Source organism: Actinomadura rifamycini DSM 43936, from assembly GCF_000425065.1.
Classification (GTDB): Bacteria; Actinomycetota; Actinomycetes; order Streptosporangiales; family Streptosporangiaceae; genus Spirillospora; species Spirillospora rifamycini.
Map to the genome: position 1 here is coordinate 304,084 of NZ_AULB01000003.1, position 14,804 is coordinate 318,887.

Genomic DNA, 14,804 nt, shown 5'->3' on the forward strand with positions numbered 1-14,804 from the left:
GACGCGGAAATGAGGAATTCGCACAGATTGCCGCTCGCGACCGTGTACTACCGTGAGATCCCTATGCGGCCACTGACGTCTTCTGCCGAGCCCGCCGACCTCGCCGAGCGGTACGCCTACCCGGCCGATCCCCCGCCCGGGGGGATGTGGCTGCGCGCCAACATGGTCGCCGGCCTCGACGGCGCCGCCCAGCGCGACGAGCGCAGCGGCGGCCTCGGCAACGCGGCCGACCGGCGGCTGTTCCTGCTGCTGCGCGGCCTCGCCGACGCGGTCGTCGTCGGCGCGGGGACCGTCCGCGCCGAGGGCTACGGGCCGGTCCGGCCCGTCCCCGAGTGGGACGGCGTGCGGGACGGACGTCCGCCGGTGCCGCCGCTCGTGATCGTCTCCCGCTCCCTCGGCCTGGACTTCGACGGCCCGGTGTTCACCGAGGCGCCCGTCCCGACGATCGTGCTGACCTGCGCGGACGCCGACCCGGACCGGCTGCGGACGGCCCGCGCGCACGCCGACGTGATCATCGCCGGGGAGCGGGCCCTCGACTTCGGCGTCGCGTTCCGGGCGCTCGCCGCGCGCGGCCACCGGCGGCTGCTGTGCGAGGGCGGCCCCGCCGTCCTCGGCCAGATCGCCGCCGCCGGCCTCCTCGACGAGCTGTGCCTGACGCTCAGCCCGATGCTGCTCGGCGGCGACGCGCTGCGGATCCTCGACGGCCCGAGCGTGCCCGACCCGGCGCGCTGGCGGCTCGCGGACGCCCTCACCGACGAGGACTACCTCTTCCTCCGCTACACCCGCGCCACCCGGTAGCGGACGAACAGCACGCCCTCGTCCAGGTACAGCGCCGCCGGCTCCAGCGGGATCTCGGCGGGCAGCGCGGCGAGCAGCGGCGTGCGCGGGCCGTGCAGCGCGGGGGCGATGTTGAGGCACAGCTCGTCGACCAGCGACGCGCGGAGCAGCGCGGTGGCGAGGCCGGGCCCGCCCTCGCAGAGCAGGCGCGGCCCCAGCTCGGCGTGCAGGAGCCGGACGGCCTCCGGCAGGTCGACGTCGTCCTCTCCGGCGGCGATCACGCGGATCCCGGACGGGACGTGCGCGCGCGCACGCTCGGTGGTGACGACCACGGTCGGGGTCTCGGCCTCGGTGAACAGCGGGAGCGTCCAGTCGAAGCCGAGCGAACGGCTCACGACCACGATGGGCGCGGGCGGGCCGCCCCGGCGCGCGCGCAGGTCGGAGCGGAGCCGCGCGGGGCCGAGCCGTCCCGTCCGGACGGTCCCGGCGCCGACGAGGATCGCGTCGGCGAGCGCCCGCAGGGTGCGGAACACCCGGAAGTCGGCCGCCCCGCCGAGCCCGTCCGTCCAGCCCTCGGCGTCGGTGACCGAGCCGTCCGCGCTCATCACCATGCCGACGCGCAGCCCGGGCGCGTCGCCGTACTCGGCGTAGGGGTCGGCGCCGTCGATCGCGGGTTCCGGCAGCAGGCGGCGCATGAGCCGCACGTTATCGGACCCCGGGCCCGCATACTGTCGGTGGCCGGGCGCAAGATGGGGGCATGGAGCTGCCGATCAGTCCGCCGTTCTCGCCGATGCTGGCCAAGGCGGTCAAGACCATGCCCCAGGGCGACCTGCTGTACGAGCCGAAGTGGGACGGCTTCCGCTGCATCGTCTTCCGGGACGGCGACGAGGTGGAGCTGTCGAGCCGCGGCGAGAAGCCGCTCACCCGGTACTTCCCCGAGCTGGTGGAGGCGGTGAAGCGGGAGCTGCCGGAGCGCTGCGTGGTGGACGGCGAGATCGTCATGCCGCGCGGTTCCCGGCTCGACTTCGACACGCTGCAGCAGCGCATCCACCCGGCCGCGTCCCGGATCAAGCTGCTGTCCGAGCAGACCCCGGCGTCGTTCGTGGCGTTCGACCTGCTCGCGCTCGGTGACGAGTCCTACCTGGAGGAGCCGCTCGGCGAGCGCCGCCGGCGGCTCGTCGAGGCCCTGGCCGGGGCGAACGCGCCGATCCACGTCACCCCCGCGTCCGACTCGTACGAGCTGGCGCTGCGCTGGTTCGACGAGTTCGAGGGCGCGGGCCTCGACGGCGTCATCGCCAAGCCGCGCGACCTGCCGTACGAGCCCGACAAGCGCGTCCAGTTCAAGATCAAGCACGAGCGCACCTGCGACTGCGTCGTCGCGGGCTTCCGCTGGCACAAGTCCGGGCCGATCGTCGGGTCGCTGCTGCTCGGCCTCTACAACGACAAGGGCCACCTGCAGCACGTGGGCGTGGCGGCGTCGTTCACGATGAAGCGGCGCGCGGAGCTCGTCGAGGAGCTCCAGCCGTACCGGATGGAGGACTACGACGGCCACCCGTGGGCGGAGTGGGCGCGGCAGACCGAGGCGACCGTCGACCGGATGCCGGGCGCGATCTCCCGCTGGACCGGCAAGAAGGACCTGTCGTGGGTCGCGCTGCGCCCCGAGCTGGTCGTGGAGGTGGCCTACGAGGCGATGGAGGGCGACCGGTTCCGGCACACCGCCCGCTTCCGCAACTGGCGCCCCGACCGGACGCCGGAGTCGTGCACGTACGAGCAGCTCGAGACGCCCGTCGCCTACGACCTGGACCAGATCCTCGGGGGCTCGGCGACCAGCCCCCGCGCCGACCGCTGAGGGCCGTCCGCCGGGGCGCCGGTGGACGAATTATGTAGACCGGTCTAGTATCCACCGCATGGCGGGCAGAGGGGACGCGACGCGGGCGCGGCTGATCGAGGCGGCGCGCGCGCTCGTCGAGGAGCGCGGGTACTTCGGCGCCGGGCTGAACGACGTCATCGCGGCCGCGAAGGCGCCGCGCGGCTCGCTGTACCACCACTTCCCCGGCGGCAAGGACCAGCTCGTCGCCGAGGCGCTCGCCGTCTCGGGACGGGAGGTCACCGAGCTGATCGCGGCGCTCGCCGAGGAGGCGCCCGGCACCGCCGGGCTGGTCGAGGCGGTGCTGGACGCGCTGGCGGACCGGATGGAGGCGGCCGGGTACGCCAAGGGCTGCCCGATCGCCGCGGTCGCCCTCGAGGCGGCGGCCGGCGACGGCGCGCTGCAGCGGGCGTGCGCGGACGTCTACCGCGGCTGGGAGCGCGCGCTCGCGGACCGCCTGGTCGCCGACGGCCGCTCCCCGGCCCGGGCCGGCGACCTCGCGGGGGCGCTGCTGGCGCTGATCGAGGGGGCGCTCGTCCTGGCGCGCGCGCAGCGCAGCCGGGCGCCCGTCGAACGGGCCCGGCGCGCCGTGCGGCCCCTGCTCGGCTCCTGACCCGCAGGCGGCGAAGGCGCCGCGCTTCGCATGCCCGCAAATTATGTAGATCGGTCTACTTGGAGGTGTCATGGCCACCGAACCCGACGCCCTCGTCGTCGGCGCCACCGGCCTCATCGGCCGCCGGCTGACGGCGGAGCTGCTCGGCCGCGGCCGGGCGGTCGCCGCGACCGTCCGCGGCGGACCGGCCCGCGCGGACGGCCTGCGCGCGTGGCTGCGCGAACGCGGCGCCGACGACCGGGCGCTCACGACCGTCGCGGCCGACGTCACCCGCCCCGGGCTCGCGCTGCCGCCCGCGGACGGCGACCGGCTCCGCGCCGTCCGGGACGTCTTCGGCACCGCGGCCGTCTACCGGTTCGGCCTCGGGCGGGACGAGGCGCGCCGCGCCAACGTCGACGGCGCGCTGCACGTCGCGCGGTGGGCCGCCGCGCTCCCGCGCCTGCGCCGCCTCGTCCACGTGTCCGGCTACCGCGTCGGCGCGGCGGACGCGCCCGTTCCCGCCGGGGAACTCGACGGCCTCTACCGGCGGTACGGCGCGTACGAGGCGTCGAAGCGCGAGGGGGACGCGGCGGTGCGCGCCTTCGCCGAGCAGGCGGGCGTGCCGCTGACCGTGGTCAACCCGTCCGGGGTGATCGGCCACTCGGTCACCGGCGAGGCGGGGCAGTACATCGGCCTCGCCGAACTCGTGGAGCGGCTGTGGACGGGACGGCTCCCGGCCCTCGCGGGCACGCGGCGCACGTTCGTCCCGGTCGTGGCCGTCGACCACCTCGCGCGCTTCATGGCGGCCGTGCCCGAGCACGACACGGGGCCGTACCGCGCCCACTGGGTCCTGGACGCCGCCACGCCGGAGCTGCCGGAGCTGATCGGCGACCTGGCGCGGCACCTCGGCGTGCGCGCACCGCGCGCGGTCGTCCCGGTCGGGCTGGTCCGGCGGCTGCCGCGCGCCCTGATCGGCGTCGATCCCGAGACGCTGCCGTTCCTGTCCGAGGACCGCTACGACACCGCGTCGGCCGACGCGCTCGCGGCGGCGGCCGGGCTCGCGCACCCGCCGGCGGCGGACGCCCTGCGCGCGTGGGCGGACCGGCTCGTCGCGGAGCGGTTCGGGCGCGCCGAGCCGCCGCTGCCGGGCGGGTTCCGCACGGTCGGCGGCGCCCGGACCTACGTCGCGGGCGACCGCCGCTCCCCCGCCCGCGTCCTGCTGCACGGCCTGCCGCTCGACGGCGAGAGCTGGCGGGGCGTCGCGGCCGAGCTGGACGGTCCGGCGCTGGTCGCCGACCTGCCGGGCCTCGGCCGCTCCGCCCCGGCGCCGGGCGCCCCGGACGCCTGGCTCGCGGACCTGCTGGCGCCGGTGCGGACCCGGCCGGTGGTCGTCGCGCACTCGGCCGCCGCCGGGCCCGCGCTCCGGTTCGCGCACGCCCGCCCGGAGCGGGTCGGAGCGCTCGTCCTGGTCTCGCCCTACTTCCTCCAGCGCCGCCCGGCCCCGCATCTGCGCGCCTCGGCGCTCGTCGGCCCGGCCCTGCGGACGGCCTCGCCCGCACGGCTCGGCCGGGTGCTGCTCGGCGGGGAGGCGCCGGACGGCCCGGCACTGCGGGCGCTGGAGGACGCGGCCGCGCAGCTGCGCCGCCCGGGGGTCGCGCGCCGCACGGCGCGGTGGCTCGCCCGCGCGCAGCGGCCGTCCGAGCGGGCGGCGCTGCGGTCGCTGGCGGAGTCCTGCCCGGTGCCGCTGCGGCTCGTGGCCGGGGAGGCCGACCCGCTCGTCGCGGCGGTGCCGGGCGTCCCGGTGACGGTCGTCCGCGGGGCCGGGCACCACCCGCAGCTCAGCCGTCCCGCCGAGGTGGCCGCCGCGATCGCGGAGGCCGCCGCGGAGGCCGTCCCGGCGGAGTGAGGGCGACCGGCCGGGCCCCGGGCGCGGTGCGCGGCGCCCGGGGGTCCGGCGGGAGACCGCGGGTCAGCGCACGGTCTCGTTCCGGATGGTCTCCTGGATCAGGTCCCGGTCGGACTTGACCGACATCTTGGGCGCGTCGAAGGGCCGCAGGTAGGTCTGCCGGACGCCCGGCACTTCGTCCTCGATCACGAAGGTGGCCTTCGTGGACGCCCGGGCCCCGTGGTCGCGGACGGTCGGGAGGGTCTTGAAGTCGGCCCGCATCTCGTGCTTGTCGATCTTGGTGAGCACGTAGCCGCGCTGGTTGTTGTAGAAGCGCAGGTGCGGGTTGATCTGCAGGAACGGGTGGTCGGCGGGGTCGGAGTCCGTCCCGTCGCCGCCGCTGGTGATGGACGTCGCGACGAGCTCGGAGCCGACGGCCGGCGCGTCCGGGTCGTCGTAGTCGAGCTTGAGGTCGCTCGCCCAGTGGGCGTGCACGTCGCCGGTGAGGACGACGGGGTTGCGCACCTTCCGGTCGAGCCAGCCCCGCGTGATGCGCTCGCGGGACGCGACGTAGCCGTCCCAGCCGTCCATCGAGGTGATCTTCGCGGGGCCGGCGTTGTTGTCGCGCTGCGCGAAGAAGACCTGCTGGCCGATGACGTCCCAGCGGGCGCGGGACGCGGCGAAGCCGTCCAGCAGCCACTTCTCCTGCTCCGCGCCGGTGATGGACCGCTTGGGGTCGGTGGCGGCCGGGCAGTCCTTGTAGCCGTCGCCGCAGCCCTGGTCGTCGCGGAACTGGCGGGTGTCGAGCATGTGGAAGTTGGCGAGCTTGCCCCAGCGGACGCGCCGGTAGATCTGGATGTCCGGGCCGTTCGGGACGGAGCGGCGGCGCAGCGGCATGTTCTCGTAGTACGCCTTGAAGGCGGCGATGCGGCGGCGGCGGAAGGCGGCCGGGTCGGGCGTGTCGGAGCCCGCCTCGGGCACGTCGTCGGCCCAGTTGTTCTCGACCTCGTGGTCGTCGAACACGACGAGCCAGGGCGCGGCGGCGTGCGCGGCCTGGAGGTCGGGGTCGGCCTTGTACTGGGCGTGCCGCTGCCGGTAGTTCGCCAGGGTGACGGTCTCGGGCCCCCGGTGGTCGCGGACGTTCCCGCCCGGGACCGTGTAGTCGTCGGGCTTGTACTCGTACTGGTAGTCGCCGAGGTGCAGGATCAGGTCGGGGTGCTCCTCCGCGAGCCGCCGGTACGCGGTGAAGTAGCCGTGCTCGTACTGGCTGCAGGAGACGAACGCCATGGCGAGCGCGGGGCCGAACGAGTCGGCGCGGGGCGCGGTGACCGTCCGCCCGACCGGGGAGACGTGGCCGCCGGCGCGGAACCGGTACCAGTAGTCGCGGCCGTGCCGCAGGCCGTCCAGTTCGACGTGGACGGAGTGGGCGTCCTCGGGGCGCGCGACGGCCGTGCCGCGCCGCTCGACCTTGCGGAACCGCTCGTCCCGCGCGACCTCCCACCGGACGTCCACGTTCCGGTTCGGCATGCCGCCGCGGCCGTCCTCGGCGAGGGGGTCGAGGGCGAGCCGGGTCCACAGGACGAACCCGTCGGGCGCGGGGTCGCCGGACGCGACGCCGAGGGTGAACGGGTCGCCGGACGCGCGCCGGGGGCGCGACGCGGCGTGGGCGGTGCCCGGGAGGGCGGAGACGGCGGCGGCCGTCCCGACGGCGAGTCCGGTGGTGACGAGGAAGGAACGCCGGTCGAGCTGGGGCGCGTCGGCCATGGGGAGCGACCTTTCGGAGAAGTCCGGCAGCGATCGCCGGTCAGCCTCGCGAAGGTCGGTGACGGAAGGGCACCGGGAAGGTGACGCACCGCGCAACGAAGGTGATCTTTTCGGAAGATCATCCGCAAAGGACGCGCAGGGATGCTAGGGTAGCGGGTTACGTGCGGACACAGATAACCCACCCCTACACATAGGAGTGTACCTAACACATGGAGACCCGTCAATCCAGCGTTGTCAAATCCGCCGGCACCACCGACGGGGACGCGGCGCGGCGCGCGGCCGTCCGGGCGGAGCAGGAGCACGTCGACCGCCTCTACGGGCGGCTCGACGCCGAGCGCGCCAAGGCCGAGGCCGCGCTGCGCGAGGGGCCGGCGGCGGGCGGCGGGAGCGCGTTCCAGGCGCGGCTGGAGAGCGCCGTCGCCACCGACGAGGCCGCCCGCAGGCTCGCGCGGCTGGCGGGCGTGGAGGACGGGCTGTGCTTCGGCCGGATCGACCACCGCGCCGACGGCGACGAGCCGGGCGACACGTTCTACATCGGCCGGATCGGGCTGCGCGACGAGGACCACGAGCCCCTGCTCATCGACTGGCGCGCCGCCGCCGCGCGCCCGTTCTACACCGCGACGTCCGGGGCGCCCGGCACCCTCGCGCGCCGCCGCCACCTGCACCTGCGGCGCCGCGAGGTCGCCCGGCTGGACGACGAGGTGTTCGACCTCGACGGGCTGGCGGAGTCGGAGCGCCGCACGCTCGTCGGGGAGGCCGCGCTGCTCGCGACGCTGCGCCGCGGCCGGACCGGGCGGATGAGCGACGTCGTCGCCACCATCCAGCAGGAGCAGGACGAGGTGATCCGGGCGGGCCTGCACGGTGTGCTCGTCGTGCAGGGCGGTCCCGGCACCGGCAAGACCGTCGCGGCGCTGCACCGCGCCGCGTTCCTGCTCTACACGCACCGCGACGTGCTCGAACGCCGCGGCGTCCTGGTCGTCGGCCCGAACGCGACGTTCCTGCGGTACATCGAGCAGGTCCTCCCGGGGCTCGGCGAGACCGACGTCGTCCTCGCCACGGTCGGCGAGCTGTTCCCGGGGACGCGCGCGACCGCGGCCGACCGGCCGGACGTCGCGGTGGTGAAGGGCGATCCGCGGATGGCCGACCTCGTCGCGGAGGCCGTCCGGGACCGGCAGCGCGCCCCGGAGGACGGGCTCCGGGTGGAAACCGACGGCATGGTGCTGAAGGCGTCCGCCGAAGACTGCGCGCGCGCCCGCGACCGTGCGCGCGCGCTGCGCGTGCCTCACAACGTGCAGCGGCGCCGGTTCGTCCACGACCTGCTGGAAGCGCTCGCGCTGAACCGGGCCGAGCAGTACGAGCGGATGGTCGACGAGCCGCTGGAGCAGATGATCCGCGAGGGCGGGCTGCCCGGGTGGCTGCGGGAGCTGATGGAGGAGGCGGAGGACGAGCCGCTGATGGACGAGGCCGACCTGCGGCTGGCGAAGGAGGCGCTGTGGCACGACCCGGCCGTCCGGTCGGCGATCAACGCGCTGTGGCCCGAGCTGACGCCGCAGCGCCTCCTGTCCGGCCTGTTCGCCGACCCGGACGCCCTGGCCCGCATCGGCGGTCGCGCGGGCCTGCGGCCGGACGAGGCCGCACTGCTGCACCGCCCGCCCGCGGCCGAGTGGACGGTCTCGGACGTCCCGCTGCTGGACGAGGCCGCCGAATGGCTCGGCGTCGACGACACGGCCGACCGGGCCCGCGCCCGCGCCGCCGCCGCGGCCCGCGCGGAGGAGGAGCGGTACGCCCGCGAGGTCCTGGAGACCCGGGACGAGTCGGGCCTGCTGAACGCCGCCGACGTGATCGACGCGGCCGGGCTCGCCGGGCGGCACCACCAGGACGGCCCGCCGCTCACCACCGCTCAGCGCGCGACCGCCGACCGGGAGTGGGCGTACGGGCACGTCATCGTGGACGAGGCGCAGGAGCTGTCGGCGATGGCGTGGCGGACGATCATGCGGCGGGTCCCGACCCGCTCCCTCACCGTCGTCGGCGACATCGCGCAGACGGGCAGCGCCGCCGGGGCCGCGTCGTGGGGGCAGATGCTCGACCCCTACGTGCCGGGCCGGTGGCGGGAGCAGCGCCTCATGGTCAACTACCGGACCCCGGCGGCGATCATGCGGGTCGCCGCGGAGGTGCTCGCCGCGGTCGACCCGGGGCAGACGCCGCCCGAGTCCGTGCGCGACGACGAGGCGCCGCCCCGCGCGGTCGACCTCCCGGTGAGCGGGCTGCCCGCCCTGGTCGAGGAGGAGCTGGACGCCATCGGCGAGGGCCGCCTCGCGGTGATCGTCTCCGCGGCGCGGCACGCCGCCGTCCGGGCCGTCCTGCCCGGCGCGGCCGCCGGCGCGACCCCGGCCGCCCTCGACTCCCCCGCCGTGGTGCTGACCACCGAGGAGGCGAAGGGCCTGGAGTTCGACGCGGTCGTCCTGGTCGACCCCGCGGGGATCCTGGACGGTTCCCCGAAGGGCGGTCAGGACCTGTACGTCGCCCTCACCCGCGCGACCCGCCGCCTCACGGTCGTCCACGCGGGCGACCTGCCGCCCGTCCTGGCGTCCCTCGGGTGAGCGGGGTCAGCGGCGGCGCAGGCCCGCCAGGGTCTGCTCCATCTCCGCGGCGATGACCTCGGCCGCCGCCGCCGGGTCGCGGTCGCGCACGGCCGCGACCAGCGCGGCGTGCGCGTCCCGTCCGTGGTCGAGGTCGTGGCGGGCCACGTCCACCAGGGCCGTCAGGTCCAGCAGCCCCTCGCGCAGGACCGGGACGAACTCGGCGAACAGGTCGACGAGCACCGGATTGTGCGCGGCCCGGACGATCGCGGCGTGCAGCGCGATGTCGGCGTCGATGAACGCCTCGACGGCCGGGCCCGCGGCGCCCGGGGCGGGCCGGGCGGCGTCGCGCTCGGCGAGGGCCCGCTCGATGGCGTCGAGGTCGGCGTCGGTGCGGCGCGCCGCGGCCAGCTCGGCGGCGCGGCCCTCGATCATCTCGCGGATCTCGTAGACGTCGGCGACGGACGCGCGGCGCAGCCGGGTCCGCCAGTCCTCGTCGGGCTCGGCGGCGAGGACGAACACGCCCGCGCCCTGCCGCGCCTGCACCAGTCCCGCGCCGGCGAGGGCGCGCAGCGCCTCCCGCACGGTCGACCGGCCCACGCCCAGTTCCCTGGCGAGCGTCGTCTCGCCGGGGAGCCGGGTGCCGACCGGCCAGGTCCCGTCCGCGATCTGCTCGCGCAGCCGCTGCGCGGCCTGCTCGACGAGCGGGCTGGGACGGAGCGGGCCGAGCGGCATGCGGATCCTTCCGGGACGCGGGACCGGACCACGGTAGCGCGACCCCAACTTGTCTGAGGACCTGACATGTTGCTAGAGTGCCCGGCATGGCGTGGCAGCCCCTTCTTCTCGGCCGCCGCGGCGGGGCCTGATCCGACCGGCACCCCGCCGCGGGGTCCGGTGCTGCCGGTCGTCCGACCGGCGACATCAGGAGACATCCCGTGACCCACGCCTTCCCGACACTCCGGACGCCCAGCGGCCCCGTCCCCGCCGGCGCGCCGTTCTGGAACCCGCAGCGCGGCAGCACCATGCCCTCGCACCGCTACCGCTCCGTCCACGACCGCGAGCCCTCGCCCGTCCCGGACGTCGAGCGCACCTGGCCGTCCCGCCGCCTGACCGAACCGCCGCTCTGGGTGCCGGTCGACCTGCGCGACGGCAACCAGGCCCTCGCCGAACCCATGGACCCCGACCGCAAGGCCCGCATGTTCGCCCTGTTCGTCGCCATGGGCTTCAAGGAGATCGAGGTCGGCTACCCGTCCGCGAGCGCCACCGACTTCGCGTTCGTCCGCCGGCTCGCCGAGACCGGCGTCCCGGACGACGTCACCCCCGTCGTGTTCACGCCCGCCCGCCGCGACCTCATCGAGCGGACCTTCGCCTCCATCGAGGGCCTGCCCCGCGCGGTCGTCCACCTGTACACCGCGACCGGCCCCGCCTGGCGCGAGGTCGTCCTCCGCGAGGACCGGGACGGCGTGCGCCGGATGATCCTGGACGGCGCGGCGGACGTGGCGCGCCTCGCCGGCCCCGGCGTCCGGTTCGAGTTCTCCCCCGAGACGTTCAACTTCACCGAGCCCGACTTCGCGCTGGAGGTGTGCGACGCCGTCACGGACCTGTGGGACGCCTCCCCCGACCGTCCGGTCGTCCTGAACCTGCCCGCGACCGTCGAGATCGCGACCCCGAACGTGTACGCCGACCAGATCGAGTACATGCACCGGAACGTGGGCCGCCGCGACGCCGTCATCCTCTCCGTGCACCCGCACAACGACCGCGGGACCGGCGTCGCGTGCGCCGAACTGGCGATGCTGGCGGGCGCCCAGCGCGTCGAGGGCTGCCTGTTCGGCAACGGCGAGCGCACCGGCAACGTCGACCTCGTCACCCTCGCGCTGAACCTGCACGCCCAGGGCATCGACCCGCGCCTCGACCTGTCCGACATCGACGAGATCCGCCGGACGGTCGAGCACTGCAACCGCCTGCCCGTCCACGAGCGCCACCCCTACGGCAGCGACCTCGTCCACACCGCGTTCTCGGGCACGCACCAGGACGCCATCGCGAAGGGCATGGAACACCACGCGAAGCGCGCCGCCGACCTGGGCGTCCCGCCCGAGCAGGCCCCCTGGGACGTCCCGTACCTGCCGATCGACCCCGCCGACGTGGGCCGCGGGTACGAGGCCGTCATCCGGGTGAACAGCCAGTCGGGCAAGGGCGGCATCGCCTACCTGCTGCGCACCGGGTACGGCCTGGAGCTGCCGCGCCGCCTGCAGATCGAGTTCTCCCGGGTGGTGCAGCGGGCCGCCGACGGCAGCGGCGAGGAGGTGACCGCCGAGCAGCTGTGGGACCTGTTCCGCGCCGAGTACCTCGACCGCGCCGGCCCCGTCTCCGTCACCGGCTGGCGCACCGCCCACACCGGCCCCGCCCGGCACGACTTCGCCGGCACCGTCGCGGTGGACGGCCGCGCCGGCGAGCACACCGGCACCGGCAACGGCCCGATCGACGCGCTCACCGGCGCGCTGGCCGCCGCCGGGGTGGCGGTGGACGTCCTCCGGTTCGCCGAGCACTCGACCGACGCGACCGCGCCCGGCGGCGGCTCCCCCGCCGTCGCCTACGCCGAGTGCCGCGTCGACGGCGTCGTCCGCTGGGGTGCCGGACGCGACACCTCGGTCCTCGCCGCGTCCGTCCAGGCCGTCCTGTCGGCGGTGAACCGCGCCAAGACGGCATAGCGGGAACGCCCGGCACGACGAACGGGCCGGCGTGCGGAGCGCGCCGGCCCGGGTGTCCGAGGCCGTCCCTCACATGGCCGATCTCGCCGGTCTCCGGCAGGCCCTTGAACTTCTGCAGCTCCGTCCTCGCTTCCCTGAGGACGGCGTTCGGGCCGTGCGGCGGCTCCGCGGGGTCGCGGAGCCGCCGCACGGCGTCGCCCGCGGGCGCCGTCAGCGGCGGTGGGTGCGGGTGCGGCGGCGCAGGGGGCGGCGCCAGGAGAGGCCGGTGCCGGGGATACGGAGGGTCAGGTAGCGGTGGCCGTGCGCGGAGCGGGTGTAGCGGGCGCCGCGGGCGCCGACGCTGTGGCCGACTCCGCGCCTCGACAGATTGAGCCGGAAGGGTCCGAGCCGGATCGATTTTCGGTAATGCCATCCCATGGCGGCGGGTTTCCCCTTCCGCGCGGCCTTGCACCTCGGGTTCCGCATCGGACGGCCGGACGCAAGGGCAGGACATGACCAAAATTGCGGAGAGTTGGCAGATCACCGCTCTTTACCTCATGCCGCGCGTTCGGGAACGTGTGCTCCGGTAGAGATCATTCCCACTCCCGGAGGTGCGGGTTGGCCAGCAGACCCTTGAGGCGGCGGACGGCCGCGATCGCCGTGCTGACCGGCGCGGCGCTCGCCGCGGGCGGCGGGACGGCGCTCGCCCGGACGGCGCCCGAGATCGCGGTGGAGGACGGCGTGACGCAGCCTGTCTTCTCCTACGAGGACGCCATCCGCGAGCACGTGTACGTGCAGACGCAGGTCGACAGCGACCGCGACGGCGAACTCGACCGCGTCAACGTCGACATCGTCCGGCCGCGGGAGACCGAGCAGGGCCTCAAGGTCCCCGTGATCATGGACGAGAGCCCGTACTACGACAACTCGGGACGCGGCAACGAGGGCGAGCGCAAGTCCTACGCCGAGAACGGCGACCCGCTGAAGTTCCCGCTGTTCTACGACAACTACTTCGTCCCCCGCGGGTACGCGTTCCTGGCCGTGGACATGGTCGGGACGACCCGGTCCGACGGCTGCCCGGTGAGCGGCGGGCCGTCGGACGTGCTGGGCGGCAAGGCGGTCGTCGACTGGCTGAACGGGCGCGCGAAGGCGTTCCGCGCGGACGGCACCCCGGTCGCGGCCGACTGGACGACCGGCAGCACCGCGATGATCGGCAAGTCGTACGACGGGACGCTCGCGAACGGGGTCGCGGCGACGGGCGTCGAGGGGCTGGAGACGATCGTCCCGATCGCGGCGATCAGCGGCTGGTACAACTACAGCCGGATGAACGGCGTGAAGTACTGGACGGACGAGCAGCCGTGGCTCGCGGGCTACGTCGACACCGACCCGCCGGAGAAGTGCGCCGCCGTGAACGCGGACCTCGACGCGGGCGAGGACGACGCGACGGGCAACTACAACGCCTACTGGAAGACGACGGACTACCGGCACGGGACGGTCGGGCGGGCGAGCAAGGTGCGCGCCAGCGTGTTCGCGATCCACGGCGTGAACGACCTGAACGTCAAGGACGACCACTTCTCGCTGTGGTGGGAGGAGCTCGCGCAGCACGGCGTCGAGCGGAAGGTGTGGCTGACGCAGCGCGGGCACGTCGACCCGTTCGACTTCCGCCGCGACCACTGGGTGCGGACGCTGCACCGCTGGTTCGACCACGAGCTGCACGGCATCGACAACGGGATCACCGACGAGCCGCGCGCCGACATCGAGGTCGGGCCGGACGAGTGGATCACGCAGGACGACTGGCCGTCGCGGGACGGCGAGACGGTGATCCTGCGGCCCCGCGCCGACGGGACGCTCGCGGAGCAGCGGACCCCGAAGGGCGACACCGCGACGTTCGCCGACGCGGCGGGCCCCGAGGGGAACGGGTACTCCGAGGGCGCGATGGTCGAGGACCCGACGGCCGACCGGCCGTACCGGGCCGCGTTCGTGTCGGGCCCGCTGCCGAACACCGGGCGCCTGTCGGGCACCCCGGACGTCCGGCTGCGCGTCAAGCTGGACCGGCCGACCGCGAACGTCACGGCGCTGCTCGTCGACTACGGGACGGCCGAGCGCGTCGACCACCTCGGCCGCGGCGAGGGCATCGAGACGCTGGACACCGAGAGCTGCCACGGGGCGAGCACCGCGTTCGACGACGCGTGCTACAAGGAGACGCGGGTGACCACGGCGACGTCGCCGGTCAACGTGATCGCGCGCGGCTGGCTGGACGTGCAGAACCACGACTCGCTGAGCGCCCCCGAGCCGCTGACGCCCGGCGAGTTCGAGAGCATCCGCTGGGAGACGCTGAGCCAGGAGTACGTCCTGAAGAAGGGGCACCGGCTCGGGCTGGTGCTGGCCGGAACGGACGCCGACTACACCACCGAGACGCCCACGGGCGCGGCGGTGACCGTGGACCTGGCGTCCAGCTCGATCCGGTTCCCGGTGGTGGAGCTGGACGAGGACGCTCCGGTGAACCTCGGCGTCCCGCGGCCGACCTCGGTGTGGCGCGGGCCGGCCGAGGTCAGCCTGCCGGTGCCGGAGCGCCGGTTCTTCTGACCTGCCGCCGCACCGCGTGACGCGTCCACCGCGTGACGCGAGGCCGTCGCCCCCTTCCGGGGGCGGCGGC

General features: G+C 75.3%; 11 protein-coding genes. 7 read left to right on the forward strand and 4 right to left on the reverse strand.

Translation table 11 applies throughout. The features are described 5' to 3' along the window. The first annotated feature begins 63 nt into the window (after positions 1-63). Positions 64-798 carry a pyrimidine reductase family protein gene (locus tag H505_RS0101220; protein ID WP_026400503.1) on the forward strand — a complete coding sequence of 245 codons (735 nt, stop codon included), beginning with the start codon at positions 64-66 and terminating at the stop codon, positions 796-798. On the opposite strand, the gene H505_RS0101225 is transcribed toward H505_RS0101220, so the two are convergent. Continuing rightward, positions 777-1,472 carry a dihydrofolate reductase family protein gene (locus H505_RS0101225; RefSeq protein WP_026400504.1) on the reverse strand — a complete coding sequence of 232 codons (696 nt, stop codon included), beginning with the start codon at positions 1,470-1,472 and terminating at the stop codon, positions 777-779. The two genes, H505_RS0101220 and H505_RS0101225, sit on opposite strands and share 22 nt — an antisense overlap. Before the next feature lie 62 nt (positions 1,473-1,534). Here H505_RS0101225 and H505_RS0101230 point away from each other — a divergent pair, with 62 nt between their 5' ends. The 3 genes from H505_RS0101230 to H505_RS0101240 all read left to right on the forward strand — a co-directional run bounded on the left by H505_RS0101230 (position 1,535) and on the right by H505_RS0101240 (position 5,142). After that, positions 1,535-2,626 carry an ATP-dependent DNA ligase gene (locus H505_RS0101230; protein WP_026400505.1) on the forward strand — a complete coding sequence of 364 codons (1,092 nt, stop codon included), beginning with the start codon at positions 1,535-1,537 and terminating at the stop codon, positions 2,624-2,626. Between the two features lie 58 nt (positions 2,627-2,684). After that, on the forward strand, positions 2,685-3,257 hold the full coding sequence (locus tag H505_RS0101235) for a TetR/AcrR family transcriptional regulator (RefSeq protein WP_026400506.1): 573 nt from the start codon (positions 2,685-2,687) through the stop codon (positions 3,255-3,257). 70 nt (positions 3,258-3,327) lie between these two features. After that, entirely contained in the window at positions 3,328-5,142 is a 1,815-nt protein-coding gene (locus H505_RS0101240) for an alpha/beta fold hydrolase (protein ID WP_026400507.1), read from the forward strand. A 63-nt stretch (positions 5,143-5,205) separates the two neighbouring features. On the opposite strand, the gene H505_RS0101245 is transcribed toward H505_RS0101240, so the two are convergent. Continuing rightward, positions 5,206-6,885, reverse strand: coding sequence for an alkaline phosphatase D family protein (locus H505_RS0101245; protein ID WP_026400508.1), 1,680 nt, complete (start codon positions 6,883-6,885; stop codon positions 5,206-5,208). 209 nt (positions 6,886-7,094) lie between these two features. Here H505_RS0101245 and H505_RS0101250 point away from each other — a divergent pair, with 209 nt between their 5' ends. Further along, positions 7,095-9,485: a HelD family protein gene (locus tag H505_RS0101250; RefSeq protein WP_026400509.1), complete on the forward strand. Its 2,391-nt coding sequence runs from the start codon at positions 7,095-7,097 to the stop codon at positions 9,483-9,485. Between the two features lie 6 nt (positions 9,486-9,491). Here the strand turns inward: H505_RS0101250 and H505_RS0101255 are convergent, their stop codons facing one another. Beyond that, positions 9,492-10,199: a FadR/GntR family transcriptional regulator gene (locus H505_RS0101255; RefSeq protein WP_026400510.1), complete on the reverse strand. Its 708-nt coding sequence runs from the start codon at positions 10,197-10,199 to the stop codon at positions 9,492-9,494. A 287-nt stretch (positions 10,200-10,486) separates the two neighbouring features. Here H505_RS0101255 and leuA point away from each other — a divergent pair, with 287 nt between their 5' ends. Further along, positions 10,487-12,172 (forward strand): 2-isopropylmalate synthase, encoded by a 1,686-nt coding sequence (gene leuA, locus H505_RS0101260; protein WP_157432873.1) that lies wholly within the window; start codon positions 10,487-10,489, stop codon positions 12,170-12,172. Between the two features lie 210 nt (positions 12,173-12,382). Here the strand turns inward: leuA and H505_RS48660 are convergent, their stop codons facing one another. Then, positions 12,383-12,637, reverse strand: coding sequence for a DUF4236 domain-containing protein (locus tag H505_RS48660; RefSeq protein WP_341849552.1), 255 nt, complete (start codon positions 12,635-12,637; stop codon positions 12,383-12,385). A 132-nt stretch (positions 12,638-12,769) separates the two neighbouring features. On the opposite strand from H505_RS48660, the gene H505_RS39220 reads away from it, so the two are divergent. Beyond that, positions 12,770-14,734, forward strand: a complete 1,965-nt coding sequence (locus H505_RS39220; protein ID WP_034516122.1) for a Xaa-Pro dipeptidyl-peptidase — start codon at positions 12,770-12,772, stop codon at positions 14,732-14,734. Positions 14,735-14,804: the final 70 nt, after the last annotated feature.

Excerpts from the sequence above, each read along its gene's own strand:
- H505_RS0101255 (WP_026400510.1), bottom strand. The coding sequence starts at position 10,199 with ATGCCGCTCGGCCCGCTCCGTCCCAGCCCGCTCGTCGAGCAGGCCGCG.
- H505_RS0101250 (WP_026400509.1), top strand. The coding sequence starts at position 7,095 with ATGGAGACCCGTCAATCCAGCGTTGTCAAATCCGCCGGCACCACCGAC.
- H505_RS0101245 (WP_026400508.1), bottom strand. The coding sequence starts at position 6,885 with ATGGCCGACGCGCCCCAGCTCGACCGGCGTTCCTTCCTCGTCACCACC.
- H505_RS0101235 (WP_026400506.1), top strand. The coding sequence starts at position 2,685 with ATGGCGGGCAGAGGGGACGCGACGCGGGCGCGGCTGATCGAGGCGGCG.
- leuA (WP_157432873.1), top strand. The coding sequence starts at position 10,487 with ATGCCCTCGCACCGCTACCGCTCCGTCCACGACCGCGAGCCCTCGCCC.
- H505_RS0101220 (WP_026400503.1), top strand. The coding sequence starts at position 64 with ATGCGGCCACTGACGTCTTCTGCCGAGCCCGCCGACCTCGCCGAGCGG.
- H505_RS0101230 (WP_026400505.1), top strand. The coding sequence starts at position 1,535 with ATGGAGCTGCCGATCAGTCCGCCGTTCTCGCCGATGCTGGCCAAGGCG.
- H505_RS0101225 (WP_026400504.1), bottom strand. The coding sequence starts at position 1,472 with ATGCGCCGCCTGCTGCCGGAACCCGCGATCGACGGCGCCGACCCCTAC.
- H505_RS48660 (WP_341849552.1), bottom strand. The coding sequence starts at position 12,637 with ATGCGGAACCCGAGGTGCAAGGCCGCGCGGAAGGGGAAACCCGCCGCC.
- H505_RS0101240 (WP_026400507.1), top strand. The coding sequence starts at position 3,328 with ATGGCCACCGAACCCGACGCCCTCGTCGTCGGCGCCACCGGCCTCATC.